The organism is Winogradskyella ouciana (assembly GCF_965284585.1).
Taxonomy (GTDB): Bacteria; Bacteroidota; Bacteroidia; order Flavobacteriales; family Flavobacteriaceae; genus Winogradskyella; species Winogradskyella ouciana.
Window position 1 is genome coordinate 919108 of the sequence record NZ_OZ260095.1, and the last position, 25862, is coordinate 944969.

Consider the following 25862-nt stretch of genomic DNA (forward strand, 5'->3'; position numbering starts at 1 on the left):
CAACCTTTAATTCTTATTGATTATGCTAGAATGGTTTTCAAATTTAGAGTTTCTTCCTAAGCTATACTGGTCAATCGCACTAGTTGGCTCGCTAATTTTCATTGTTGTAATGATAATGGCTTTTGTTGGTGGTGATGCCGATGATATTGGAGATGCTGATGCTGATATCGACAGTGATGCTGGAGCAGGATTTCAGTTTATCACTTTTAAGAATTTGGTAGGCTTTTTTACCATTTTTGGCTGGAGTGGTATTGCTTGTATTGACGCTGGGCTTTCAACACCTTTAACAATTATCATTTCCGTGATTTGCGGATTATTAATGATGGTGATTATGGCGTCGTTGTTCTATTTCATTAGTAAACTTACTGATAGTGGGACATTGAATTATAACAACGCATTAGACGCAGTAGGAGAAGTTTATCTCACCATTGGTGGCGATCGCTCTAGCATGGGAAAAGTAAGCGTGAATGTACAAGGTACGGTTCGCGAACTTGATGCTCTTACGGATTCCTTAACAGATTTAAAATCAGGAACCATAATAAAGGTCGTGGATGTGACTTCTAACGGAATTCTCATTGTTGACCGAACACGTAAACCTATTGAGGCTTCATCACCAAAACGTGATGAGCTACAATCAGGTGAAACTCATTTGCTAAACGACAAATAAATTAAATACTAACCTTTAAAAACATAAGTCCTATGATCAACTTACTCATTCAAGAAAATGTGAATTTAGATGGCTTTGGTGGGCCAATGCTACTGATTTTTGTAGCCTTATTCATCGTACTGACATTAATCATTTTAATAAAGCGCTACAAACGCTGTCCTTCAGACCGAATTTTAGTGGTCTATGGTAAAGTTGGTGGCGGACAATCGGCCAAATGTATTCATGGTGGTGCTGCGTTTATTATGCCTGTAATCCAAGATTATGAATTTTTGGATCTCACACCAATTTCAATTGAGGTGAATCTGGTCAATGCCCTTTCAAAACAAAACATTCGTGTTAATGTACCATCACGTTTTACCATTGGTGTATCTACTGAACCAGGTGTAATGCAAAATGCTGCTGAGCGTTTATTAGGCTTAGGTTTACAGGATATTCAAGAACTGGCAAAAGAGATTATTTTTGGTCAATTGCGTTTGGTAGTTGCTTCGATGGATATTGAGGAAATCAATAACGATAGAGATAAATTCTTAACCAATATTTCACAATCTGTTGAAACAGAATTAAAGAAAGTTGGACTGAAACTTATCAACGTAAACATCACGGATATCGTTGACGAATCTGGTTATATTGAAGCACTTGGTAAAGAAGCTGCTGCACATGCAATTAACGCAGCACGTAAGTCTGTTGCAGAAAAAACCAGAGATGGTTCTATTGGCGAAGCTAATGCAAAACAAGACGAACGTTCTCAAGTCGCTGCAGCAAACGCACAAGCTGTTGAAGGTGAAAATACAGCGAAGATTTCTGTAGCAAATTCCGATTCCTTACGTCGTCAGCGAGAAGCTGAAGCTGAGCGTGTGGCCATTGCATCTGAGAAAGTACAAGCTGCAAAAGCATTGGAAGAGTCTTATGCTGCTGAGCAACTCGCTGAAACTGCAAGAGCTGAACGTGAGCGTTCATCGCAGTTAGCAGATGTTATCGTTCCTGCCGAAATTGACAAACGTAAAGTTGAAATAGATGCAGAAGCTGAAGCGGAGCGTATAAGAAGACGTGCAAAAGGTGAAGCTGATGCGATATTGTTCAAAGCACAAGCGGAAGCGAAAGGTTTATACGAAGTCTTAACAAAGCAAGCTGCTGGTTTGGATGAAATCGTAAAAGCTGCTGGCAACAATTCCAAGGATGCTGTATTATTATTGATTGCTGATAAGTTACCTGAATTGGTAAAAACGCAAGCTGAAGCTATTAAGAACATTAAGATAGATAAAGTCACTGTTTGGGAAAATGGTGGTGGTAAAGACGGAAAGTCTTCGACCTCTAACTTTATCTCAGGCATGTATAAGTCCGTGCCACCTTTGCAGGAAATGTTTAATATGGCTGGTATGGATTTACCAGAGTATTTAAAAGGTAAAGACAAAAAAGAGATTGACGCTGATGATGCTGAGATTGATAAGTCTGAAGAGAAATAGACTGTTCTTACATAAAAACACCCCTCAAGTCCCCTCAAGGGGACAGTCCTCAAAAGTAACATTAAAACTATTGTCCCCTTGAGGGGACTTTAGGGGTGTATATAGTATGAAATCCCCAAACAATAATTAATGAAACCAATAAAATTATTGATATCGCTGATATTGTCAATCATGTTATTTGCATGTAAAAGTGATGAAAAAAAGGATTTGCTTGGAATATGGGAGTCTTTCGAGACTCATCACGATAAAATTGCAATAACTTTTTATCAAGATTCTTTAGTTTTAGATGCTTTTAATGGCGATTTTCATACTATCTCGGAATGGACTTTGGATGAAAATAAAATTCATTTGTTCAATGTTAACTTATCAGACTCAATTATTAAGCAGGAAATAAGTTACAAATACAATCTCAATAAAACCAAAGACACTTTGTATATAAAAGTTGTTGATGGTGATAATGACGATTATAGCACAATGAAAAAAGTAGACTCAAACCCGTTTACTCCTAATAAAAATGAAAAATAAAATAACTTATAAAAGACCAATACCAATTATGAAGTTCATTTTTGGTGCTGCTTTCTTCATTCTTGGGATATCATGGCTTCCACATATTTTTGGTTTTGTTATATGTGGTTTGTCATTTTTCTTTGTCCATACTACTGGCATAGAGATTGACTTGGAGAATAGAAAATACAGAAAAACTGTTTCGTTTTTCAGTCTAGCTTTTGGTAAGTGGCAAGAACTCCCTAATATAGATTATGTCTCTGTTTTTAAAACATCAGAAACCACTACTGTTAGAGCATTGAGTGCTGAAGCTAACGTTAATAACGAAGTCATAAAACTCAATTTATTCTATAACACCAATCAGAAAATAGAAGCTTACAACACGCAAAGTGAAAAAGACGCCTTTGAAAAAGCAAAGCAAATTGCAACCATTCTAAATATCGATATTTTAGACGCAACAGAACGAGAATCTAAATGGTTATAAGAACTCACATAGTCTTTTTCAATCTGTTAAAAAATTCAAATTTTCACTTAAACTCAAAAAGATTAAATGAGTTCACTATTTTTGTTTCACTAAGACATTAACCCATATGAGCGAAGTAAGACACAACTGGACCAAAGAAGAAATTCTAGATATATACAACAAACCTTTAATGGAACTGCTTTACGAAGCAGCAACGATACACAGAAAACACCACGACCCAAACACGGTTCAGGTGTCAACATTATTATCTATAAAAACTGGTGGTTGCCCAGAAGATTGTGGTTACTGCCCACAAGCAGCGCGTTATCATACCAATATTGAAGGCAACGATTTAATGACCGTTCAGCAAGTAAAAGCACAAGCTTTGCGCGCCAAATCTTCAGGAAGTTCGCGTGTATGTATGGGAGCCGCTTGGAGAAATGTAAAGGATGGACCAGAATTCGACCAAGTCTTGGAAATGGTACGTACCATCAACAAGCTAGATATGGAAGTTTGCTGTACCTTGGGTATGGTTACTGAAAATCAAGCACAACGTTTAGCGGAAGCTGGTTTATATGCTTACAATCATAATTTAGATTCTTCAGAAGAATATTATAAAGAAGTGATTTCTACCCGTGGTTTTGAAGACCGATTAGAAACCATCGACAATGTGCGTAAAACCAATGTTACCGTATGTTCTGGTGGTATTATTGGTATGGGAGAAAAAGAGGAAGATAGAGCCGGAATGTTAGTGGCACTAACCACTTTAAACCCTCAACCAGAATCCGTACCTATCAATGCTTTGGTTGCCGTTGACGGAACTCCTTTAGAAGAACAAGAACCTATTTCCATTTGGGATATGGTGCGTATGGTAGCTACTACACGTATAGTATTACCAGAAACCCAAGTGCGTTTATCTGCAGGACGAACACAGATGACTCGCGAAGGTCAGGCCATGTGTTTCTTTGCAGGAGCAAATTCTATTTTTGCTGGTGACAAATTATTGACCACTCCAAATCCTGATGTTAACGAGGATATGGAAATGTTTAAACAACTTGGTTTAAACCCTCAGAAGCCATTTATCAAAAAAATGCAGCCTGAGACTGTTGAAGCATCAGACTCAAAATATCAAGCTTTAGGTGAAAAACCAAAATGGTCGCGACCAGACCATAAAATTGAACGTAACGAAGAAGCTAAGCAAAAAGCCAGAGCTTTAAAGTAATTCGGCTTAACAATATCTAAACTTTGATAACGTTTTACTAACTTTGGCGCACTAAAGTTTTCACTGTTGCAATTAAATCTTCAAGACATACCTCGTGTTGAAACCATCACGAAAGCAGATTTCTTAAAGCATTACTTTAAACCACAAAAACCTGTGGTTATAGAGCGCTTTATTGAAGATTGGCCAGCCTACACCAAATGGAGCCTAGACTACATGAAAGAAGTGGCAGGTGATAAAACAGTGCCTCTTTACGACGATAGACCAGTAGATTATAAAGATGGGTTTAACGAACCACATGCCACCATGAAAATGGGAGAATACGTGGATTTGTTGAAACGCGAACCTACCAAATTCAGGATTTTTCTTTGGAACGTTTTAAAAGAAGTTCCTCAGCTTCAAAAGGATTTTAGTTATCCCGATTTTGGACTTCGACTCATGAAGGGGTTACCAATGCTCTTTTTTGGCGGAAAGGATTCGTACACCTTTATGCACTACGATATTGACTTGGCCAATATTTTTCATTTTCATTTTGAAGGCAAAAAACAATGCATCCTTTTTGACCAAAAACAGAATAAGTACCTCTACAAAGTACCGCATTCGTTGATTACTAGAGAAGATATAGACTTTAATAATCCAGATTTTGAAAAATGGCCTGCACTTAAACATGCCAAGGGTTGGGTTTGCGATTTAAATCATGGAGAAGTGCTCTATATGCCAGAAGGTTACTGGCATTACATGCGATATATAACACCAGGTTTTTCAATGAGCTTGCGTGCTATTGCCAGAAATCCTAAAAATCTCGGGAAAGCACTTTATAATGTTCTTTTGATGCGCAACTATGACAATGTAATGCGTCGCCTGCGAGGTCAAAAATGGATTGATTGGAAAAACGAAAAAGCAATTACCAATACAGAGCCTTTCGTTTAGTTTGTCTTTTTCTTATTGCTGTATAAGCAGCCATCTAAATTTGTATATTTGCCCACATTTTATAAAATTTTGAACATGAAAAAAATTGTTTTATTAGCAGCTTTAATGGCTTTTGGTTTTGGAAATTCGCAAGCGTTTGAAGGTAAGGGTGATCAAAAATTTCAGGTTGGTGCCAACTTTCAGGATGAAGCCACTGGTATCAACATTACTTTTGATTATGGTTTGGGTGATAACATCTCTGTAGGTATTTCTTCTTCTTATGCTTTGGGCATAGATGATAGATTGGATGCCGATTTTGGTGATCGCTTTGACCTAAAAGGTCGTTTTAATGCCAACTTGGGTAATGTCTTAAAAATTGACGACAACTTTGATTTCTATCCTGGTTTGAGCTTAAGTTTAAAGAATTTTGGTGGCCATGTAGGTGCACGTTATTTCTTTTCTGAAGGCTTTGGTATTTATACAGAAGCTGCATTCCCATTAGCAAAATACAGTGATGATAAAACTGATGTAGGCTATTATCTCTATAATCAGTTTACTATAAATATTGGTGCAAGTTTTAATTTGTAACCACTTATGTCACCTTGAGCGCAGTCGAAGGGTCTTAAAAGTTCTAACCTAAAATTGGTTTCGACTGCACTCAACCTGACATTCATTGATTTCATTCAAAAAAAGGCTTTTTTATAAATATTCATTAAGTTTTTCATAAACCAAATGACTCTCCCAGCCTCTGTATAGTAGATAATCAGCTACTTTACGCTTTTTCTTATAGCTGTTTTTTTCCTTTACCTGATCGATTCTTTTTTTGGTCAACTCATCAAGGGTTTTATGGTAGGCATCAGCATCAATTTCCTTCAGCGCTGCATCAATACTATATTTAGAAACATCCCTGAACTTTAACTCCCTTACTAATCGATTTTTTCCCCATTTTTTAATTCTGAACTTCCCTCTTACAAAGGCTTTGGCAAAGCGTTCCTCGTTGAGATAGTTGTTTTGTATAAGGTGAACCATAATATTATCAACAGCCTCAGGAATCATACGCATTTCCTTTAATTTATTCCTCACTTCCTTGTGGCAACGCTCTTGGTAGGCGCAATAATGCTCTATCTTTTTTTGCGCTTCATCGACGGTATAGGTTTTTTGTAGATTCACAGTTACGAAAATATAACTTTTTGTTAATAATTTCATATCTTACAAAGTCCTGAGCTACAATGATATATTATATCTTTGTGGTAGGTTAATAGTTAATTGATCCCTATGAAAAAGAAATACTCCCTTATCTTCTTGGCTTTTCTATGCTTTGTTGTGTCTGGTTATGGGCAAGCATCAGAATCTTTTACAAATATTCCAACTAACAGTTCCACCTCTTACTTGACAAGAAATTGGACGGGTGATGACGGTTTTGATTGGACTGCGACTGATGCAAGGACAGATCAAGATATAACTGGTAATGCTATAACGTTAAGAACTGGTTCTCTCACTAATGACACTTCAGTTTCTAATGGATGTGGAACTGTGACATTTGACTACAGAAGAGTTTTTTCTGGCAACTCTACTCTCCAACTATTTGTAAATGGCGTACAGTACGGAGGAAATATAACGGTATCATCAACAGCTTCGAGCACAGCATCTATACCCGTAAATGTAAGTGGGAATGTAGATGTAGAGCTAAGAAATAGTGGTAATCGAACTGTAATCGACAATTTAAGTTGGACATCTGCTGTTGCCTCAGATCTTGTTATATCAGGAACACCAACAGATCATGGTTCTAGTTGTTTATCTGCAGCAGCATCGCCAGTAACTTATACCATAACCAACAATAGTGCTGCTATAGCCTTAAATGTTGATGTAAGCTCAGATGATGCTCAATTTGTCATTAGCAATTGGACACCACAAGCAATAATACCATCTGGTACTGCTACCTTTGATGTTACTTTTACACCAACAGCAATAGGAGCACAAAATGCAACGATAACGGTGACGAGTACAAATGCAAGTGGCTCTACAATAGATTTGGATGGAACTGGGATTTCTAACCCAACCATAACAACACAACCAGCTAACCAAATCGAGCAAATACCAGATACGGCTACATTTTCTGTAGCTTCAAGTGATGCATCATCCTATCAATGGGAAGTATCCACAAATGGAGGTTCTACATGGACACCAATTGGAGGAGCAAACGCTACTTCATTTACTACAGGTGCAACGGATGCTTCAATGGATGGTAATTTATACCGTTGTATTTTGACCAATGCATGTGGTAACACAACATCTAATAGTGCAAGTTTAACAGTTACTAATCCTAGTCCTAATAATGTTACAAGTACTAGAGGCTGTTTTGAAGATACTTCCGTAAACATAGATTGGAACGCTCCTGCAACTGGTGCCACACCTACAGGTTATGTTGTCTTTATGATAGATGGAGGTACAGCACCTGCTGGCGCGCTTTCTGATGCTAATACATATACTGCGGATGCTAACTTTACAACAGCAACAACAGTAAGCGCAACTTTGGGAAAAGTTGTATATAAAGGTAATGGCACTTCAGCAACTGTAACCAACCTAACGGAAGATAATAATTATTCAATTACAGTATTTGCCTATGTTGGTGAAGCATTAACTGGATGGTCTAACGGTACGTCTGGAGGTAGTAGAGTGGTCAATGGATTAGCACAAGCTGATGTTAGAAATTTAGTAGCTACACCATTGACAAATCAAATTAACTTAAACTGGAACAACCCAACACCTTCCTCATGTTGGGATCAACTCATAATAGTTGCTAATCAAGGCACTGTTACGTTTACACCTTCTGGTGATGGGTCTGCATATTCTGGTAATGATAATGATGTGTATGCAACACCAAATCAGTTAGTTTATGAAACAACTTCTAGCGTCACGAGTAAATCCGTAACAGGGTTTACAAATGGCACTAATTATTGTTTAAAAGTTTTTATTAGAAGAGGCACCACATGGTCTGAAGGCGTTGAAGTTTGTGCTGTACCTTCCTTAACGTATTGTAATTCTAGTGGAAATACTTCTTTTGATACTGGTACAACTGGAGTCATATTTAATACTATAAATAATACAGGCACGGCAACAAATGTTGCGTATTCAGATTTTACCGCGATATCAACAACTGTTACTTTAGGTGAAAGTTATAACTTAGAGGTTAGAGTAAACACTGATGGTAATTTCACGACGCACACAAGGGTATGGATAGATTGGAATAATGATGGTGATTTCTCAGATTCCAATGAAGATTATGAATTGGGTACGGCTGATAATGTAGCAGATGGTACTACTGACCAAAGTCCCTTAGCTATTGAAATACCTGGTAATGCTGTGGTTGCTGCGACAAGAATGCGTGTGTCCACAAGATTTAATACAACTTCTACGCCATGTCAAACTGGATTTGATGGTGAAGTAGAAGACTATACCATAAATATTGTACGACCTGCCAACGCAGAAATCAATATTAAAGGTAATAATATTACAATCGCAAATGGTTTTAATGCTCCTAACGGACTTAATAATACATTATTTGCAACGACGAATATAGGAGCAACAACTGCCCCAAAAAGTTATTTTGTAGAGAACATTGGTTTAGCGACATTAAATCTTACAGGCGCACCAAGAGTAGAGTTAACAGGTGCGCATCCTAGTGATTTTAATGTAACTCTACAACCAAGTTCATCACTGGCTTCAACTGCTACTTCAGAGTTTAGGATAGAATTTTCACCTACCGCAGATGGCACAAGAACAGCAACAGTAAGTATCACAAATTCTGATAGTGACGAAAATCCGTATACTTTTCAAATTGAGGGTACAGGACAATGTGTCTCAACTATAACAAGTACCATTTGGCCAACCGAAGGCCCAGAAAATACTGAAGTGACAATTACTTCAGCTACGGATTTGACAGGAGCAACTGCAACGATAAACGGAGTGGCAATGACAACGGTATCCACTACTGCAACAGAGCTGGTGGTATTAGTTCCAACAGGAGCTACTTCTGGCAATATTTCAGTGCTGTTTTCTATAGGTTGTTCCTCTACCAATGCATTCACTATTATAGATGATGCCATAAGTGGGTGTGAAACCGCATCGTCATCAACTGTACCAACCGATTTATTTATCAGTGAAATTTCAGATGCCACAAGTGGAAGTTCTTCATTTATAGAAATATTTAATGGAACTGCCTCTAGTATTGACTTAAGTGATTACAGTATAAGAGTTTTTAACAACGGAAGCGCATCACCATCTACAACAGCCAACCTAATTGGCACACTAGCACCAGGTGGAGTTCATGTAATAAGCATTGGTACTACGACTTGTGATTTAACTGGTAATGGCTTAGCAGGAGGTTTGCCAGATCAAGCCTTTAATGCTGCTAGTGGTATTAACTTTAACAATAACAGTTCTGATGCTCTAGAATTATATAATAGCACTACTACCACTTCAATTGATGTTTTTGGTGTTCTAGGTAGTGATACTTGGGCAAATGGTTTAGGTATTGGCGATGATGGTGTTAATTACAGACGTCAAAATACGGCTGCTAATTTACCTTCTACAACATTTGATATTACGGAATGGGATGAAATTGATTGGACCTCTTGTGGAGATTCAGACTATAGCAATTTTGGTTTATATGACTTTTCGCTTGGTGTACCACCTACTGTTTCGGTTTTAACCGCACCAACCTTTAATTGTACAAGTGCAATTTCACTTTCAGTAACAGGAACTGAAGGAGTGTCTGGCGGATTACCATTAGCCTACCAATGGTATTACTTGGTGCCTAACACTTCAACTTTTATGGTAGTACCAGATAATGCAGATTTTAATAATGTTACAACTGCTACATTGGATATCGTAAATCCATTAGGCTACGGTGATTATCAGTTCTATTGCCAGGTTAGGGAAAATACGACAACATGCTATCAGGCAAGCAATGCCGTAAAGCTAAATATCATAACTGCAACTTGGAATGGGTCTTGGTCTTCAGCTCCTGCACTGAACAAAATAGTTGTAATAGATGATGACTATGATACTAGTGTTGGGACAAATGGTGAGACTAGTTTTGAAGCTTGTGAATGTATAGTGAACACAGATAATGAATTAATCATTGCTAATAACACCTATGTATTGGTGGAAAATGATTTAACGGTAAATGGTAATATTGTTGTTATGACAGATGGCTCTTTTGTACAGGTTAATGATACCGCTGTAGTTGATGGAGATGTCTTAACAGATAAGAGTAAAATTTCCGTAGAAAAAGAAACAGCGCCTCTTGCTAGCTACCGAGAATACACCTATTGGAGCCCACCTGTAGTTGGGGAGATTATCGGTGACGGTTTGTTAGAAGCTGATCCTAATAGAATATATTTATTTAGTGGTGAGAACTTTAGAGATTCTACTCAAGAGACTAATAATAACAATGATTCTACTACTCCGGGACAAGATGATATCGATGATAATGCGGACGACTGGCAAAACGTTACTGGAGCGACAGTAATGACACCAGGCGTTGGGTATGCGGCCACCCATAACCCAGCAATTTTTATAAATCCAGGCCAATACATTTATGTGTTTGAAGGTCCTTTTAATAATGGAGTTTACAATATACCTATTTACAGAAATGATGCAGAATTAAATGATAATAATTGGAATTTTATTGGTAACCCATATCCTTCGGCTGTAGATGCAGATTTATTCTTAGCAGTAAATGCTAGTATTGATCAGACAGTCGGTGCTACTAATGGTGCCATCTTTTTCTGGTCACATAATACGCTTGCAGATGCAAATACCAATGGTAACGAGAATTTAAACTATTCGCAGAGTGATTATGCAATAATAAACGGTTCTGGACAAACGGCTGGTGGTGATGGTATTACACCAAATCGATATATCCCTTCTGGACAAGGATTCTTTATCTCTATGGACGATGGTGCTACATCTACTATACACAGTGAAAATATAAGAACAACAGATGTTATTTTTAATAATAGCATGCGTGTTACAGGAAACAATAATCAGTTCTTTAGAAACTCTATCGTAGATGAACCTAATAAACTTTGGTTAGACTTAACTTCAGACAATGGTGTGTTTAACCAAATCTTAGTGGCCTATGTTGATGGCGCAACAGATAATTATGATGGTGCTTATTATGATGCACATAAAAATCTGTCTTCTGAGCTTTATTCTGGTATCTATTCTCTGATTGGCGATTCTACTGATAAGAAATTTGCCATACAAGGTAAAGACCCTATTAGCTTAACTACGGACGAAGTGATTCCTGTAGGTTTTAGTACTGTTATTGATGAACCTACGATCTATACGATTTCTATTCGTCAATTTGAGGGTGCCTTTATGCACGAAAATGATATTTATGTCATTGACCATCTCTTAAATTCAATTCATAACCTTAAAGATTCTGATTATAGTTTCACTTCAGAAAAAGGGGAATTCAACGAACGTTTTGAGATTGTATTTAGAGCCGATGCTTTATCCATTGACGACAATCAATTAGATGATAACGACCTATCCATTGTTGAGCAATCCAATGGTGATGTAAGATTTAGTATAGGTAAAAACCTAACCATAACCACAGTTGAAATATTAGATATTTTAGGAAGACAGGTCTATAATCTAAAAGGAAACAGTTCTGTTGAAGTTTATGATTTATCTAGACTCAGCAATGCAGCTTATATAGCAAAAGTGACTTTATCCAATGGACAAGTTATTAGCAAAAAAGCCATAAAACGCAAATAGATTAAATAAACATACAATTCAAAAGCCTCTTAGTTGAGGCTTTTTTTTGAATTAGAAGCTGTATTTTAAAGCCAAAATCAAATTTCTACCAGCTGCAGCTATACCAGAAGAATAAGTTCTATAGCGTTGATCTGTGATGTTTTCTAAACTTGCTGTAAGGCTTAATTTTTCATTATAAGTGTACTGTGTTCTAAAGTTTAAGGTGTGCCAAGACGGTGCATATGGATTTCCGTCTGAATCTTTAGCATATAAATAATCTTTAGATATTTCTGAAGGCGCTAATTGATTAAATGATAGCTCGTTATTATAAACCAAAAAGGCATCAAAAAGTAGCTTATCGTTTTTCCAAATAAAATGGGTTCTGCCAAAATTGGGGGCTACGTGTCTTACTGGCACTTCCACTCCGTCATTATCTTCGGTTCCTCCTATAACATTATACTGTGAACGCATCTTTAAGCGACCAGAAAAGTTAACCTCTACTCCTGCTTCAAACCCATAAATCCATGCCTTAGATGCATTCTGTATGGCTTGCACAGTGCTCAGTTCACCATCGTACATAATTTCTGTTTCTCCATTGAGCTCAAAATCCCTTCGGATTAAAGCATTATCCAAAAACGTGTAATATGTGGCTAAGTCTATAATGACTTTTTTATCAAAATTCAGTTTCAGTCCCAATTCTCCTCCATAGGCATACTCTGCTTTTAGGTCTCTATTAGGCACTACGACTGAACCGGGTTCAGAATCAAAAACTTTTCCTATATCGTCTATGTTTGGCGCTCTAAAGGCGGTTGAGGCATTTAGCTTCCATTGTATCATATCACTAGGTAACCATGTAATACCAGCTGTACCTGTCAGTGCACCTGTATTGACCTCAGCATCATCAAACGGAAGGTTTAAAAAAGCGTTGTTCTCGGTAAAATCGGCACTTGCTAATACCTGATTATATCTTAACCCAGATTGAAACACAAATTTAGAGTTAGGTTTGTATTTTAAACTCGCATAACCTGCAAGAGATTGCCAAGTAGCACCATCTGGATAACGGGTTACATTGGGAGAACTCATATTGGTATCAATATTCTCCTCTTGCGCACTAGAGCCAATTCGATTGTGTAAATACTCGAGTCCATAAAAAATGGTGGTCTTAGGGCTTACCTTTTTTTCTAAATCTAAATTAAAGGAAAGTGCATCCACATTTTCCTCTCTTACTTGTCTTATATAGGATTGAAAATCCCTATCCTTTCTACTCTCCTTAAAATTTTGATATGCTGCCGTAGCCTGTATCTTATCATACAAGTTGGAGCTACTACTGGTTTTGGTCACCTGAAAATTACTCATAAACCATCGCTGTGGCCCATATTCCCATTCGGAAGAACGTAACGATTCCCCTCGTGGTCGTATCAATCTGTCGTATCTTGGATAATCTGATGTGGTGGTGTAATACAATCCTAAATCGAACTTAAGATTATCGGATGGTTCGTAGCGCGCTCTTTGCATTAAGTTAATCTGACTATACGCTGTTGGTTTTTGAACCTTAGGATTATCATTAGGAACGATAACATCTTCACCATTTTGCCGAATGATATACTCTGGTCTTAAATAATCTGTCGGGCCATTGCTTCCCATTCTTAAATCATCATAATCCGTGTAACTTACATTGGTTAAAAATGCCCATTTTTTATACCCGAGATTTAAATCAAAATGTCCGGTTTTTTCAAAATTGGCACTAGCATATCTCGCTAAGGCACTTCCGCTTACCAACAGTTCATCTTTGTATGACAACTGAGGCTTTTTTGTGTAAAAACTCATGACGCCTCCTATAGCGTCACTACCATAAACCACGGAACCAGCTCCCAATGTTACTTCGGTATTCTGAATGGATAATGGATCTATGGAAATTACATTCTGAAGATTACCACCTCTAAATATGGCGTTATTCATTCTAACACCATCTACTGTAATAAGTAATCTATTAGTAGAAAAACCTCGTATCATAGGGCTCCCACCACCCATTTGACTCTTTTGAACATAAACATTTCCAGTGTTTTCTAACAAATCTGCACTGGTCTGTGGGTTTGCCAAGGCTATTTCCTTTGCACTTATACTTACTATGGATTGTGGAATGTCTCGTTTACTTTGTTCAAACTTAGAGACCGAAATCACAATCTGGTTTAAGCTTTCAACTTTGGGAGTTAAATAAATGATGTTGTTATTGTCTGAAATCTCAATCTTTCTTAACTGAAGTTTCTCGTATAGTAGATTTTGAAAATAAATGATTTCTCGCGCGTTGAAACTATCTAATTTGGCCTTACCGTCAATGTCTGTAACCACATATTTTGTTTTCTTTAAATTGTATAAGGCAACTCCAGGAATAGGCTCGTTACTACCTTCTTCTAAAACAGTAATTGTTTGGGAAAACGATACTTGTAAAAAAAGAAATAAAATAACACTAAGTATGGTATTGCATTTTACTTTTATGCGCATCTTCATTAAAATCTTTTCGTAAAAATTGCTTAATGAAATACCTCATTAAGCACCTGTAATGATTTAGGTTTTTTAAAACCGTCCAAATGTAATTCAAAATAATGCAATAACATATTTAAAAACTCTTGTCTTTGTTTTGCACTAATTTTGATAGTATGTAACGCATCAAAATTTATGCCCAACAACTGTTTCAGCAGTGTTAAATTTTTCCCAGAAATGGAGTAAATTCCATCATCGAAAGTTTCAAATATTCCAGACTGCAGATTAAAATAAGCGTGATTTTTATTTAGGTTTTCGGGCTGAAATCCTAAATAGCGTGTTAGCTTTAATAAAAATAAAAGATGGAAATTGGCATACTGCTCTTCATTATCTAGATATTGCAACGCAGTTTCTAAATAGTCATAGAGTGCCTCATTCCTTTCTTCTTCCCTTAATACATTAGAAAGAATTTCGGATAAAAATAAAACTATAGCGCTTTTATAAATGTTAGTGTGAAGGCTTTTATAAATATAGCCCAACTTCACTTCTTTAATGGTGTGGAGCGATTGATTTGGCTTAAAGTTTTCTTCTATCTGCAACTGAGATAATGCTTGAAAATAAACGGTCTTTGCTTGGCCTTTTTTAGATTTTAAAATCCCTCTTAATATATAACTTACTATTCCGCGTTGTTGGGTATAGCATTTAACGATAAGGTCGTAGTCTTTGTATTTTAATTTTGAAAGTACAATGCTGTTGTTTTTGGTAAGCATGGTTATCTAACTATGAGAACTTTGAGAACTTTGGTTTCAAAGGAGTCTAAATCTGAAATCATTACCAAATAAACACCACTTCTTACTACAGCATTAGCGAGGTTTTTACCGTTCCATATCGCAGTACCACCATCTATAGCAAAGTTATAATTGGCACTAGAAGATCTTAAGTTGATATTGGACTGTGCCTCGGCAACTAAATTACCTTCTATATCTGTGATTTTAATATTTACACTTTCGGTAAGTCCGCTGACCTTTATACCCTTGTTTACATCATTTAAATCATTAAATCCCAATATATTGTATTCTGGTCTTACCGGATTTGGATAAACAAATGCATTTTCTAAAGTCTCTTCTGGTTTTGAGCCACCTGCTCTAAAGGACAGCATGCCCTTGGTAGTTGCTATATAGACTATTCCATTATTTGGGTCTATGGAGATATCATTAATACGGTCTGAAGGCAATGGAGAATTATCTTTTGTAAAATGGTAAATGGTATTTTGCCCATCAGGTGAAAAATAAAAAACACCTGAATCTACGGTGCCAACCCATTTATTGTTAGAGCCATCAGCTTCAATATCAGTTATGGACTGTCCTTCTAGTAATTCTTTTGGGATACCATCTTCTAAAATTATTATAGAGCTTAAGGTTGGATTTGGATCATCATAAAACCCTGAAGTATTAAACAAAACCCTTAAGCCAGCAAATGTACCTACCCAAAGTTGGTTTCTATTGTCTATTTCTAATGACGTCACCCTAGGAAAAGGGAGGTTCTGTTCTTCGGATACTATATTTCTTAATGGGTCTGTACCTATATTTTCATTATAAGCATATAAACCATTAGAGTATCCTCCTATCCATTTTGTACCATTATTATCTATGGCTATATCAAAAAAGCCAAATTCATCTAACAAAGCATTTTCTATAATTGCAGAAAAATCATAGCCTTGCCAGCTCCCTGTATTAGGGTCATAGGATTTTAAGGGGTTTGGAGCACGAGCTGTGAGTGACCATAAAACTCCATTTCTATCAAAAATGGATGCCGACACTCTAATGCTCTTAAAATCAGGTGCGTTAGGAAGTACTAGAGACTCTAGTCCACTGTTATCTTCATTATATAAAATTGTAGGCGTAAAATCATTAACCTCTAAAATACCGTCTTGAAAAGAACTTATAAAGCCCTGATTTGGATTGAATGGATTTATTGCTATCTCAGAAAGATTCTTCGCTCCAAACACACTATCAAAAGGGACATCTTCCCATAGTTCATCCCGGTAATAATTAAACCCTCTTCTCCTGACCGGAGAAGGATCTAACGATTCGGTATAGTCCCCAAAAGTTGCCCAAACTGTTTCAGTTTCTGCATTTACTCTGAACACTTCATTAAATAAAGGACCGTTCGGCTTTATTTCCGTATAAAATGTATTATCTGAAATTGAGCTTCTCAACACACCAAAATCTTGCGAACCGATATAAATGAAATCATCTATTTGTGTTGCAGACGTAAAACTTGTATCAAACTCTTCGTTTGGCTGAAAACTATTTACCAACTGAATATTTGTATCGTAAACATATACTGTATTCATTGTTGATATAATTAAATTAGAGTTACTTACCTCAGTATCATTAGGCAGTATATCTAATGTAAACAATTGAGTGAAACCTGATTGGTCAATTTCAAATAATGCCCTATTATCCCTGACTGCATAGGCCTTATCTACAAGTGTGTTAATTGTAACAAAATTACCTCCTATTAAAATTTGCCATTGAGAAAAATCTATAAGATTAGGATTGTTTAGATCTGCTTTTTTAAGGCCATTATTGTTAGAACAGGCAGCAAAAATTTCGTCATTTAAAACAGAAACCTGATTTACCCTAATTTGCGAGCCTCCATTTCCTAAGAAATAAGTGTCCCCAAACTCTAATCGTTCTAAATCATATACTGAAATTCCATAATCCGTAGAAATATAAATCAAACCTTGGTGCTCGTAGAAATGATTTACAGTTTTGTTAATAGGTGTTATATTTTCTTTTTCTAAAATATCAACTACAGACAATACCGATTCCTCAGTTTCTGAATAGACTTCTATTAAACCTGTTTCATATCCTATGAGTAAATATTGGTAAGTTTCACTATAATGTATTGTAGTAATTTGTTCCCCAGACAAACCATCAACCGTTGTAATTGTTTTCAGGTCTTCAGAGAATATATCATATTCAAAAACAGCATTTTGGGCTGCAGCATAAATCTTACTATCTCCACTGACGACATCAACTATGTCATTATAAGAATAATGCGCTTGCCATAGGGTTGAAAATTCCTGACCATACATACTAGTAGATAAACCCAGTATTAAAATCAAGATTTTAAAAACACTTTTATACATTATAAATTGTTTGCTCAAATATATTTAATAGTAACGATAATATGATGTTAATCATATACAATGTCATAAAAAAAGCCTCCATAAAACATGGAGGCTAGTATTAATAGTGTTATTTAAAAATAATTAAATTACGCCTTGTGCCAGCATAGCATCTGCTACTTTCACAAAGCCTGCAATATTAGCGCCTCTTATGTAGTCTATAGACCCATCGTCATTCTTGCCATATTCTACACAAGAATCATGAATATCTTCCATTATATCTTTCAGCCTTTCATCTACCTCTTTTCTAGACCAGCTTAAACGTAAGGAATTCTGGCTCATTTCTAGACCAGAAGTCGCTACACCACCTGCGTTAGAAGCCTTTCCTGGTGCAAATAAAATGCCTGCTTTTTGGAACTCATGTATTGCTTCTGGTGTAGAAGGCATATTGGCACCTTCAGATACACACATACAACCATTTTCTATGAGTTGTTTTGCTTCTTCACCATTCAGTTCATTTTGAGTAGCACAAGGAAGTGCTATATCGCATTTTACAGACCATGGTCTTTCGCCTGCAACATATTTAGCATTTGGATATTTCTCAACATATTCACTTATTCGGCCTCTTTTTACATTTTTAAGGTCCATAACAAACTTTAGTTTTTCTGAACTTATGCCTTCTTCATCAACAATATAACCTCCAGAATCCGAAAGTGTTAATACTGTTGCACCGAGCTCAATGGCTTTTTCTGCAGCATACTGTGCAACATTTCCTGACCCAGAAACAACAACTTTCTTACCTTTAAAGGAGTCGTTTTTCCTTTTTAACATATTGTCAGCGAAGTAAACATTCCCATATCCCGTAGCTTCTGGTCTAATTAAAGATCCTCCCCAAGATTGTCCTTTACCTGTTAAGACGCCTGTAAATGTATTATTCAGCTTTTTGTACATTCCAAACATATACCCAATCTCTCTCGCTCCTACACCTATATCACCTGCTGGTACATCCGTATTATGACCAATATGTCTGTATAGCTCCGTCATAAAAGCATGACAGAAACGCATAATTTCATTATCTGACTTGCCTTTAGGGTCAAAATCAGAGCCTCCTTTTCCTCCACCCATAGGAAGTGTCGTTAAACTATTTTTAAAAACCTGTTCAAACGCCAAGAATTTAAGAATACTAGCATTTACTGTAGGGTGGAAACGCAAACCACCTTTGTAAGGTCCTATAGCAGAATTCATCTGTACTCTGTAGCCTCTGTTCACTTGTATTTCACCAGAATCATCAACCCAACTGACTCTAAAAGAGATCAATCTTTCTGGCTCTACCATTCTAAGTAAAATATTTTTCCCATTATAGATTTCATGTTTAGCTATGTATGGAATAACTGTTTCTGCTACCTCTTGAACTGCTTGTAAAAACTCTGGTTCGTGACCGTTGCGCTCCTTTACAAGATCTAAAAAAGCTTCAATTTTATCTTTCATATAAAAAAATGTTAAGAAATTGTAATTTTAAGGGCATAAAGATACGTTATCTATAAAAATAACCATTCATTTTTTTTATATTCTCAATTATTTTTTCAATATTTCAGAATTGCAGTAAAATTCTTATCCCTAACAAGAAAAATGCATTTTGTCCGTTTTATTTTGTAGTTCGTCGAGTTTTTATATATTTGTTCGATAAGAGCTTCAAATTTTTAGATAGAGTTATATGGCAATACACTTAAAAAAACTATTTCTTTTGTTTGTGCTTGCTTTTTCAGTGCAAACTACTTCTGCCCAGTTGGGCTTCTCTCATGAAATCGGTGCTTTTGTAGGTGCTGTTGCTTTCCAATCTGATTTTGGAGTTAGAAAAGATTTTGAAACTAATTCAGGGAATACTGGTATTGCCGTAGGTATTGTTCACTACATTAATTTTGCCTATCGTGCTGACTGTAACTGTTATTCTACTGACACATATTGGAATGACCACTTTAAAATACGAAGTGAAATTTCTTGGAATAAGACTTCGTTAAACCACTTTGGAAAATGGGTGGATGACTCTAGAACAAGTCAAGATGCGGAACGACTGAGACAGCATACTGGTGAAGCCCAAAACTGGGACATAGGTATGCAACTTGAGTATTTTCCTAGAAGTATTAGAGCTTTCTCAGCTGGTGCTTATTCGTTTGCCCCATTTGGTGCGCTTGGAGCACACTTTGTATCTTACAACCCATCTGTAGAAACTACCTATGGTGATGGCAATATATTAAACAACAGCAATTTTTATAACCCTTGGGGAGCTGCTTCTGGTGGTGACCCATTTGTAAGCAACGAGTCTGGATCAACTTGGTCCGTTGTTGCGAGTGTAGGAACCCGTTATAAGCTCACTATACTTTCAGATTTATTTTTAGAGCTTCGTTGGCAATATTATTTTAATGACTTTATAGATGGTCTAAATCATAAATTACCTTCTAACAAAAACAACGACTGGAATTTATGGCTCAATTTTGGGTATATCTATTATTTAGACTAGAATATAATATGTTTTTTGTGATGCGAAGTAACTAGCCTATGGCTTGTTCTAAATCTGCTATTAAATCACCTTCGTCTTCAATTCCTACACTGAGTCTGATTAATGAGTCTACTATTCCTGTTTTTTCGCGTTCTTCTTTAGGAATGCTAGCATGTGTCATACTCGCTGGATGGCCAGCTAAAGATTCTACACCACCAAGAGATTCTGCTAAAGTGAATATTTTAAGATTCTCAACAATTCTAATAGCTTCTTCATAGTTGTTTCCTTTAGTCGTAAAAGAGACCATGCCACCAAAATCATCCATTTGAGATTTTGCAACCTCAAAATTAGGGTGGCTTTCAAAACCTGGCCAGTACACGTTTTCAATTTTTGGGTGATTAGCCAAATAGATTGCTATAGCTTTACCGTTTTCGCAATGTCTTTGCATACGTATATGAAGTGTTTTAATTCCTCTTAGAACTAAAAACGAGTCTTGTGGCCCACAAATTGCTCCACTTGCATTTTGAATAAAATAAAGCTTATCCGCCAGATCTTTATCTCTTACAACTAAAGCTCCCATTACCACATCACTATGACCACCTAAATATTTGGTTGCAGAGTGCATTACAATGTCGGCACCCAAATCCAAAGGTCTTTGTAGGTACGGAGTGGCAAAAGTATTGTCAACAGCCAATAACAGATCGTTCTTTTTGGCAATTTCTGAAACCGCAACGATATCTATAATATTCATCATTGGATTCGTTGGTGTTTCTACCCAAATAAGTTTGGTGTCTGGAGTAATATATTCTTCTATTCTACTGGTATTTTCCATCCCAATGAAATGAAACTTTATTCCGAAATTTTCATACATCTTAGTAAATAGACGATAAGTGCCCCCATATAAATCGTTTGTAGAAACCACTTCGTCACCAGGTTGTAATAATTTTAGAACCGCATCTATTGCTGCCAAACCAGACCCAAATGCTAAGCCATAATTTCCGTTTTCTATACTTGCAAATGCGTTTTCCAGAGCATTACGGGTTGGGTTGTGTGTTCTCGAATATTCGTAACCTTTATGTCCTCCGGGTGTGGATTGTGCAAAGGTTGTTGTCTGATATATTGGTGGCATTACAGATCCATAAGCTGGATCGTGCTCCTGACCTCCGTGTATTACCTTTGTGTTGAATTTCATGAAGTGCATTTTTATATTACAACAAATTTAAGGGATTATGCGTTCTATTCAATTCTATGCAATACCTTTATGGTATGATTAACTAAAACACAAGATTCTTGAAGCGATTACTGCCTTTTTTCGTTTTTTTATTTCTGTTGAGTTCCTGCGATTCGGAATTTAATCCTGTTGTATTTGAAACAACTGAAATTAACAATACTTACGAAGCTGACATTTCCGTGATTTATGATAAAGCTATCGGCAAAAATGAGCTAAGTAAAACCATTAATTTTAAGATTGAGGAAGCCATAATTACCACATTAAGTGATGCAACAAAAAAGACGAACCTTGAGTCCATTTTAAAAGATTTCAATTCAGAGTTTATAAACTTTAAAAAAGACTTTCCTGATGCCTCTGAGCCTGTTTGGGAGCTGCATATTGAAACAGAAAAAATTTATCAATCTGACGAGGTTATTACTCTTGCTGTCAGTACTTACGAATTTAAAGGTGGCGCACACGGAAATGACAAAATAAAATTCTTAAACCTTAATGCTAAAACAGGTGAGGTTCTCAATCAAAAAGATATAATCGAGAATTTGAAAGATTTTAAAGTTATAGCTAAATCACACTTTGTAAAGTCTCTTGATAGAGATAGCGAACAAATAAAAATGGAAGATTTCTTCTTTGGAAAGCCTTTTCAACTGCCAGAAAATATTGGTTTTAGTGAAGATGGCTTGGTTTTACTTTATAATGTCTATGAAGTAGCCTCTTACGACCAAGGTTTTACAGAATTCGTCATACCTTTTAATGAAGTTGAGTCTTTGCTTAAAGTACATTAAACTTTGGGTCTTGTCAATCGTTTTATAATAGGCTCTACGGTTAAGCCTTGACCTACAATAGAGACAATCACCACAATGTAAGTTATCACCAGAAATAGCTCTCTATGCATTTCCTCTGACAAACTAAGCGCTAACGCAATTGAAATCCCTCCACGCAGTCCTCCCCAAGTCATTATAAGGTTAGTTTTTGGCACAAAATCCAACCGTTTAGAAAAGAATTTTATAGGTAGCCACAATGAAATATAACGACACATTAAAATAATTGGTATCGCCAATAAGCCTGCATAAATGTATTTTCCTTCTAAAGTTAAGACTAGCATTTCCATACCAATCATTACAAACAAAACAGTATTTAATAATACATCTATAAGCTCCCAGAATTTATCAACATAGATTTCGGTAGTTTCAGACATTGCCGAATTTCTTACAGTATCGTTTCCGACAATTAACCCAGCTGTTACCATAGCCAAAGGTGCCGATAAATGAAACTTATGCGCTAACATGGTACCTCCCATTACAGTTGCAATAGTAAGAATAACTTCTACCTCATAATTGTCAATAGAACGCATTAATCGATATGTTATCCAGCCTAAAACTAAGCCCAAAATCAATCCACCTATAACTTCTTGACCAAATAAAGTCGCTATAGATGAAAACTCTATAGCCGCTTCAGGCTTAGCTGCAATGGCAAATATGGTTAAGAATATCACTACACCTACTCCATCATTAAATAAGGATTCTCCCACAATCTTAGTTTCTAATTTTTTCGGTGCGCCCGCCTTTTTTAATATCCCTAAAACGGCAATAGGATCGGTAGGAGAAATTAATGCCCCAAACAATAGACAGTAAATAAAATCAACATTCAAATTCATCCATTGCAGTACAAAGAACATAATTACTCCCACCAAAAAGGTAGACATTAAAACCCCTAAAGTGGCAAATGCTAGAATTGGTCCTCTTTGAATTTTTAATTGCTGAAAATTAGTATGCAGCGCGCCTGCAAAGAGTAGAAAACTCAACATTATATCCAACAGAACCGTTTCAAAATCTATGCTATTAATGAATGCTCTCTCTTGCAGAAGTAACGTGTCATCAAACTGTGCAATGGCAACCACAACTGCTGTAAATACAATGGTAATTACCATTAAACCAATAGTAATTGGAAGTTTTAAAAACTTTACATTGATGTAACCAAAAATGCCCGAGAGCACTATTAAAATTGTTGCTATTGAATAATATTCCATTACTGACAATCGATTTTTGAGCGGGTAAAAATATAATATTGTGCTTTATTTTCTAAAAGTAATCCTTTTTAGGATTAAATAAATTTACTTTGTATTTCAAATATAATTAAGGGACTAATAACATGAAAAAAGTATTTTATCTAAGCACTTGCAATACTTGTATGAGAATTATAAATGAGCTTGATTTATCTAGTGATTTTCACCTTCAGGATATAAAAACAGAAGCTATTACTCAATATCAACTTGAAAATATGAGAAGCCTTACAAATAGTTATGAAAGCCTCTTTAGTAAACGCGCTAGACTTTATAAGGAACTTGATCTAAAAAATAAAAACCTAACAGAAGAAGATTACAAAAACCACATTCTAAAACATTATACTTTTTTAAAACGGCCTGTTATCATCTTTAATGATCAGATTTTTATCGGCAATTCCAAAAAAACAGTGGCATCTGCAAAACAAGCTTTAGATGAATAGTAGAGCTTTTGCCATTTTTGCGCTCTTCATGGTACAACTGCTATACGGACTTAATTACACTATAGCAAAAGCCGTAATGAATGAAAACTACATTAAACCTTTCGGCTTTGTACTATTAAGGGTAGCAGGAGCAACTGTTTTATTTTGGCTTTTAAGCCTAATTGTACCTCAACAAAAAATTGAAAAAAAAGATTTTATAAAACTTTTCGCAGCTGCGTTGTTTGGCGTGGTCATCAATATGTTATTCTTTTTTAAAGGATTGGAATTCACATCACCAATCCATGCCTCCGCGATAATGACCATTGTACCAGTTATTATTCTAATTCTATCGGCTTATGTTTTAAAGGAAAAAATTACTTCATTAAAAATTGTCGGCATTGTCTTGGCCCTTTGTGGTGCTTTAGCACTAACCATTTATGGTAAATCTGTCAGAACAGGAGACAATGTGCCATTGGGAAATTTGCTTATTTTTTTAAATGCCATTTCGTATAGTATTTATGTCATATTAATCAAAAAATTAACAGCGAAATACCACCCTTTTTCATTTATTAAGTGGTTGTTTTTGTTTGGGTTAATTGTTCTTATTCCTTTTGGGTATAGCGAATTACAAGAGGTACAGTGGCAATCGTTTACACCATATATTACATTCTCAGTCTTATTTGTAATTTTAGGTGCCACCTTTGGTACCTACTTGTTAAATCCATTAGCACTTAATAAGCTAAAAGCATCAACTGTTGGTATATTTATTTATCTTCAACCTGTAATTGCTGGTTTATTTGCTATAACAATGGGTGCAGACAACATTGATGCCATTAAGATTTTTGCTATGATTTTAATTTTTACAGGAGTGTATCTCGTATCATTTAAACCCAAAAAGATTCACTGATTTGTCTTTTAAATCTGAAATTTTTGAAACCGTAGATGCGATTCCAGAATCCTACTGGGAAAGCTTGGGCTGTACTAGAAACATTTATTATTCCCCAGAATTTTTAAAAGCGTTTGAGATTGCAAATACAGATATTGACTTTAACTACATCTTCATTCTAAAAAATGGTAAAGCCGTAGCATTTGGCAATACCCAAATTGTTACCATTGGTGTTGAAACCATTACCAAAAACACACGTTTACTCCCTTGGATAAAACGTTTTTTTAACTGGTTATTTTGTAATAGCAAAGTCCGAATTCTTTTTTGTGGCAACGTCTTTTTAAGTGGTGAATATGGCACCTTTTTAAAAACAGGTGAACCAAAAATAGAAACCTTTGAAGCACTTGCCCAAAGTATTAGGCAGTTAAAATGCAAAAAGCGAATGAACGCCATTTTTGTGAAGGATTTTATAAACGAATCACTTTACATTACTGAGCACCTCAAAACATTTGGCTATGTGCCAATGCATGTTGAACCCAATATGGTGGTAAGTTTAAAACCAGAATGGAAGTCATTCACCGATTACCTCAATGCATTAAAATCAAAATATAGAGTAAAAGCGAACAGAGCTGATGCTAAAAGTGAACCTCTCGAAGCAAAATTCTTCACGGAAGACGATATTGAGAGCTATAAAGATGAGCTTCAAAAATTATATCAAAACACTATTGATAATGCCGACTTTAATGCTCAAATCTTAAATTTAGACACTTATATCCATCTCAAAAATACATTTAAGGATAAGTTTATTGTAAAAGGATACTTTTTAAATAACGTATTGGTTGGGTTTTTATCCGCTATGCAAAACGGAACTAATTTAGACGCTCATTTTATTGGCTTAGATTACACTAAAAATAGAGAGTTTTCCATTTATCCCAGAATACTCAACGACTACATTAGGTTGGGATTACAAACCAAATCAAAACAGATTAATTTGGGCAGAACAGCCTCTGAAATAAAAAGTACGATTGGTGCAGAACCTTTGCAGCTTACTTGTTACATTAGGCATAAGCATTATCTGCCTAATCAAATACTTAAGCCTATTATTCAGAGAAGTGGTGCGGCTATAAAACGATTTAAACAGCATCAGCCGTTTAAATAAT

20 protein-coding genes are annotated in these 25862 nt (G+C 35.9%); 13 read left to right on the forward strand and 7 right to left on the reverse strand.

Annotated elements, in window-relative coordinates; genetic code table 11:
- Positions 1–22 precede the first annotated feature (22 nt).
- The 7 genes from ACQ65V_RS04135 (at position 23) to ACQ65V_RS04165 (ending at position 5813) form a co-directional block, all read left to right on the forward strand.
- A complete protein-coding gene (locus ACQ65V_RS04135) occupies positions 23–667 on the forward strand; it encodes a hypothetical protein (RefSeq protein WP_430466985.1) in 645 nt (214 codons plus the stop codon).
- 32 nt (positions 668–699) lie between these two features.
- Entirely contained in the window at positions 700–2130 is a 1431-nt protein-coding gene (locus ACQ65V_RS04140) for a flotillin family protein (RefSeq protein WP_430466986.1), read from the forward strand.
- Between the two features lie 129 nt (positions 2131–2259).
- The gene (locus ACQ65V_RS04145; RefSeq protein ID WP_430466987.1) at positions 2260–2655 is read left to right on the forward strand and encodes a hypothetical protein; all 396 of its coding nucleotides are present in this window, start codon (positions 2260–2262) and stop codon (positions 2653–2655) included.
- Positions 2645–3118 (forward strand): hypothetical protein, encoded by a 474-nt coding sequence (locus tag ACQ65V_RS04150; RefSeq protein WP_430466988.1) that lies wholly within the window; start codon positions 2645–2647, stop codon positions 3116–3118. Before ACQ65V_RS04145 ends, ACQ65V_RS04150 begins: the two co-directional genes overlap by 11 nt.
- A gap of 106 nt (positions 3119–3224) precedes the next feature.
- Positions 3225–4319, forward strand: coding sequence for a biotin synthase BioB (gene bioB, locus ACQ65V_RS04155; protein WP_430466989.1), 1095 nt, complete (start codon positions 3225–3227; stop codon positions 4317–4319).
- A gap of 66 nt (positions 4320–4385) precedes the next feature.
- Positions 4386–5246 carry a cupin-like domain-containing protein gene (locus ACQ65V_RS04160; RefSeq protein ID WP_430466990.1) on the forward strand — a complete coding sequence of 287 codons (861 nt, stop codon included), beginning with the start codon at positions 4386–4388 and terminating at the stop codon, positions 5244–5246.
- A gap of 75 nt (positions 5247–5321) precedes the next feature.
- Positions 5322–5813 carry a DUF6646 family protein gene (locus ACQ65V_RS04165; protein WP_430466991.1) on the forward strand — a complete coding sequence of 164 codons (492 nt, stop codon included), beginning with the start codon at positions 5322–5324 and terminating at the stop codon, positions 5811–5813.
- Positions 5814–5924: 111 nt separating this feature from the next.
- Here the strand turns inward: ACQ65V_RS04165 and ACQ65V_RS04170 are convergent, their stop codons facing one another.
- Positions 5925–6431 (reverse strand): regulatory protein RecX, encoded by a 507-nt coding sequence (locus tag ACQ65V_RS04170; RefSeq protein ID WP_430466992.1) that lies wholly within the window; start codon positions 6429–6431, stop codon positions 5925–5927.
- A gap of 69 nt (positions 6432–6500) precedes the next feature.
- On the opposite strand from ACQ65V_RS04170, the gene ACQ65V_RS04175 reads away from it, so the two are divergent.
- Positions 6501–12014: a GEVED domain-containing protein gene (locus ACQ65V_RS04175; RefSeq protein WP_430466993.1), complete on the forward strand. Its 5514-nt coding sequence runs from the start codon at positions 6501–6503 to the stop codon at positions 12012–12014.
- Positions 12015–12065: 51 nt separating this feature from the next.
- Here the strand turns inward: ACQ65V_RS04175 and ACQ65V_RS04180 are convergent, their stop codons facing one another.
- The 4 genes from ACQ65V_RS04180 to gdhA all read right to left on the reverse strand — a co-directional run bounded on the left by ACQ65V_RS04180 (position 12066) and on the right by gdhA (position 19098).
- Positions 12066–14501, reverse strand: a complete 2436-nt coding sequence (locus tag ACQ65V_RS04180; protein ID WP_155088031.1) for a TonB-dependent receptor — start codon at positions 14499–14501, stop codon at positions 12066–12068.
- Between the two features lie 23 nt (positions 14502–14524).
- Positions 14525–15244 (reverse strand): DNA repair protein RecO, encoded by a 720-nt coding sequence (recO, locus tag ACQ65V_RS04185; protein ID WP_430466994.1) that lies wholly within the window; start codon positions 15242–15244, stop codon positions 14525–14527.
- Between the two features lie 2 nt (positions 15245–15246).
- Positions 15247–17607, reverse strand: a complete 2361-nt coding sequence (locus tag ACQ65V_RS04190) for an ABC transporter substrate-binding protein (protein ID WP_430466995.1) — start codon at positions 17605–17607, stop codon at positions 15247–15249.
- A 147-nt stretch (positions 17608–17754) separates the two neighbouring features.
- Entirely contained in the window at positions 17755–19098 is a 1344-nt protein-coding gene (gene gdhA / locus ACQ65V_RS04195; RefSeq protein ID WP_155088028.1) for an NADP-specific glutamate dehydrogenase, read from the reverse strand.
- Between the two features lie 226 nt (positions 19099–19324).
- On the opposite strand from gdhA, the gene ACQ65V_RS04200 reads away from it, so the two are divergent.
- The gene (locus tag ACQ65V_RS04200; protein WP_430466996.1) at positions 19325–20128 is read left to right on the forward strand and encodes a THC0290_0291 family protein; all 804 of its coding nucleotides are present in this window, start codon (positions 19325–19327) and stop codon (positions 20126–20128) included.
- Between the two features lie 31 nt (positions 20129–20159).
- On the opposite strand, the gene ACQ65V_RS04205 is transcribed toward ACQ65V_RS04200, so the two are convergent.
- Positions 20160–21299 carry a cystathionine gamma-synthase gene (locus ACQ65V_RS04205; RefSeq protein WP_430466997.1) on the reverse strand — a complete coding sequence of 380 codons (1140 nt, stop codon included), beginning with the start codon at positions 21297–21299 and terminating at the stop codon, positions 20160–20162.
- Between the two features lie 98 nt (positions 21300–21397).
- On the opposite strand from ACQ65V_RS04205, the gene ACQ65V_RS04210 reads away from it, so the two are divergent.
- Entirely contained in the window at positions 21398–22117 is a 720-nt protein-coding gene (locus ACQ65V_RS04210) for a DUF3298 domain-containing protein (RefSeq protein ID WP_430466998.1), read from the forward strand.
- On the opposite strand, the gene ACQ65V_RS04215 is transcribed toward ACQ65V_RS04210, so the two are convergent.
- On the reverse strand, positions 22114–23361 hold the full coding sequence (locus ACQ65V_RS04215; protein WP_430466999.1) for a cation:proton antiporter: 1248 nt from the start codon (positions 23359–23361) through the stop codon (positions 22114–22116). The genes ACQ65V_RS04210 and ACQ65V_RS04215 overlap by 4 nt on opposite strands.
- 122 nt (positions 23362–23483) lie before the next feature.
- Here ACQ65V_RS04215 and ACQ65V_RS04220 point away from each other — a divergent pair, with 122 nt between their 5' ends.
- The 3 genes from ACQ65V_RS04220 to ACQ65V_RS04230 are packed head-to-tail and all read left to right on the forward strand — an operon-like array spanning position 23484 to position 25861.
- On the forward strand, positions 23484–23837 hold the full coding sequence (locus tag ACQ65V_RS04220; protein ID WP_430467000.1) for an arsenate reductase family protein: 354 nt from the start codon (positions 23484–23486) through the stop codon (positions 23835–23837).
- The gene (locus ACQ65V_RS04225) at positions 23830–24723 is read left to right on the forward strand and encodes a DMT family transporter (protein WP_273289711.1); all 894 of its coding nucleotides are present in this window, start codon (positions 23830–23832) and stop codon (positions 24721–24723) included. Before ACQ65V_RS04220 ends, ACQ65V_RS04225 begins: the two co-directional genes overlap by 8 nt.
- Before the next feature lies 1 nt (position 24724).
- The gene (locus ACQ65V_RS04230; RefSeq protein WP_430467001.1) at positions 24725–25861 is read left to right on the forward strand and encodes a hypothetical protein; all 1137 of its coding nucleotides are present in this window, start codon (positions 24725–24727) and stop codon (positions 25859–25861) included.
- Position 25862: the final 1 nt, after the last annotated feature.

Excerpts from the sequence above, each read along its gene's own strand:
- ACQ65V_RS04175 (WP_430466993.1), top strand. The coding sequence starts at position 6,501 with ATGAAAAAGAAATACTCCCTTATCTTCTTGGCTTTTCTATGCTTTGTT.
- ACQ65V_RS04220 (WP_430467000.1), top strand. The coding sequence starts at position 23,484 with ATGAAAAAAGTATTTTATCTAAGCACTTGCAATACTTGTATGAGAATT.
- ACQ65V_RS04135 (WP_430466985.1), top strand. The coding sequence starts at position 23 with ATGCTAGAATGGTTTTCAAATTTAGAGTTTCTTCCTAAGCTATACTGG.
- ACQ65V_RS04165 (WP_430466991.1), top strand. The coding sequence starts at position 5,322 with ATGAAAAAAATTGTTTTATTAGCAGCTTTAATGGCTTTTGGTTTTGGA.
- recO (WP_430466994.1), bottom strand. The coding sequence starts at position 15,244 with ATGCTTACCAAAAACAACAGCATTGTACTTTCAAAATTAAAATACAAA.
- ACQ65V_RS04225 (WP_273289711.1), top strand. The coding sequence starts at position 23,830 with ATGAATAGTAGAGCTTTTGCCATTTTTGCGCTCTTCATGGTACAACTG.
- bioB (WP_430466989.1), top strand. The coding sequence starts at position 3,225 with ATGAGCGAAGTAAGACACAACTGGACCAAAGAAGAAATTCTAGATATA.
- ACQ65V_RS04145 (WP_430466987.1), top strand. The coding sequence starts at position 2,260 with ATGAAACCAATAAAATTATTGATATCGCTGATATTGTCAATCATGTTA.
- ACQ65V_RS04205 (WP_430466997.1), bottom strand. The coding sequence starts at position 21,299 with ATGAAATTCAACACAAAGGTAATACACGGAGGTCAGGAGCACGATCCA.
- gdhA (WP_155088028.1), bottom strand. The coding sequence starts at position 19,098 with ATGAAAGATAAAATTGAAGCTTTTTTAGATCTTGTAAAGGAGCGCAAC.
- ACQ65V_RS04140 (WP_430466986.1), top strand. The coding sequence starts at position 700 with ATGATCAACTTACTCATTCAAGAAAATGTGAATTTAGATGGCTTTGGT.
- ACQ65V_RS04215 (WP_430466999.1), bottom strand. The coding sequence starts at position 23,361 with ATGGAATATTATTCAATAGCAACAATTTTAATAGTGCTCTCGGGCATT.
- ACQ65V_RS04180 (WP_155088031.1), bottom strand. The coding sequence starts at position 14,501 with ATGAAGATGCGCATAAAAGTAAAATGCAATACCATACTTAGTGTTATT.
- ACQ65V_RS04170 (WP_430466992.1), bottom strand. The coding sequence starts at position 6,431 with ATGAAATTATTAACAAAAAGTTATATTTTCGTAACTGTGAATCTACAA.
- ACQ65V_RS04150 (WP_430466988.1), top strand. The coding sequence starts at position 2,645 with ATGAAAAATAAAATAACTTATAAAAGACCAATACCAATTATGAAGTTC.
- ACQ65V_RS04200 (WP_430466996.1), top strand. The coding sequence starts at position 19,325 with ATGGCAATACACTTAAAAAAACTATTTCTTTTGTTTGTGCTTGCTTTT.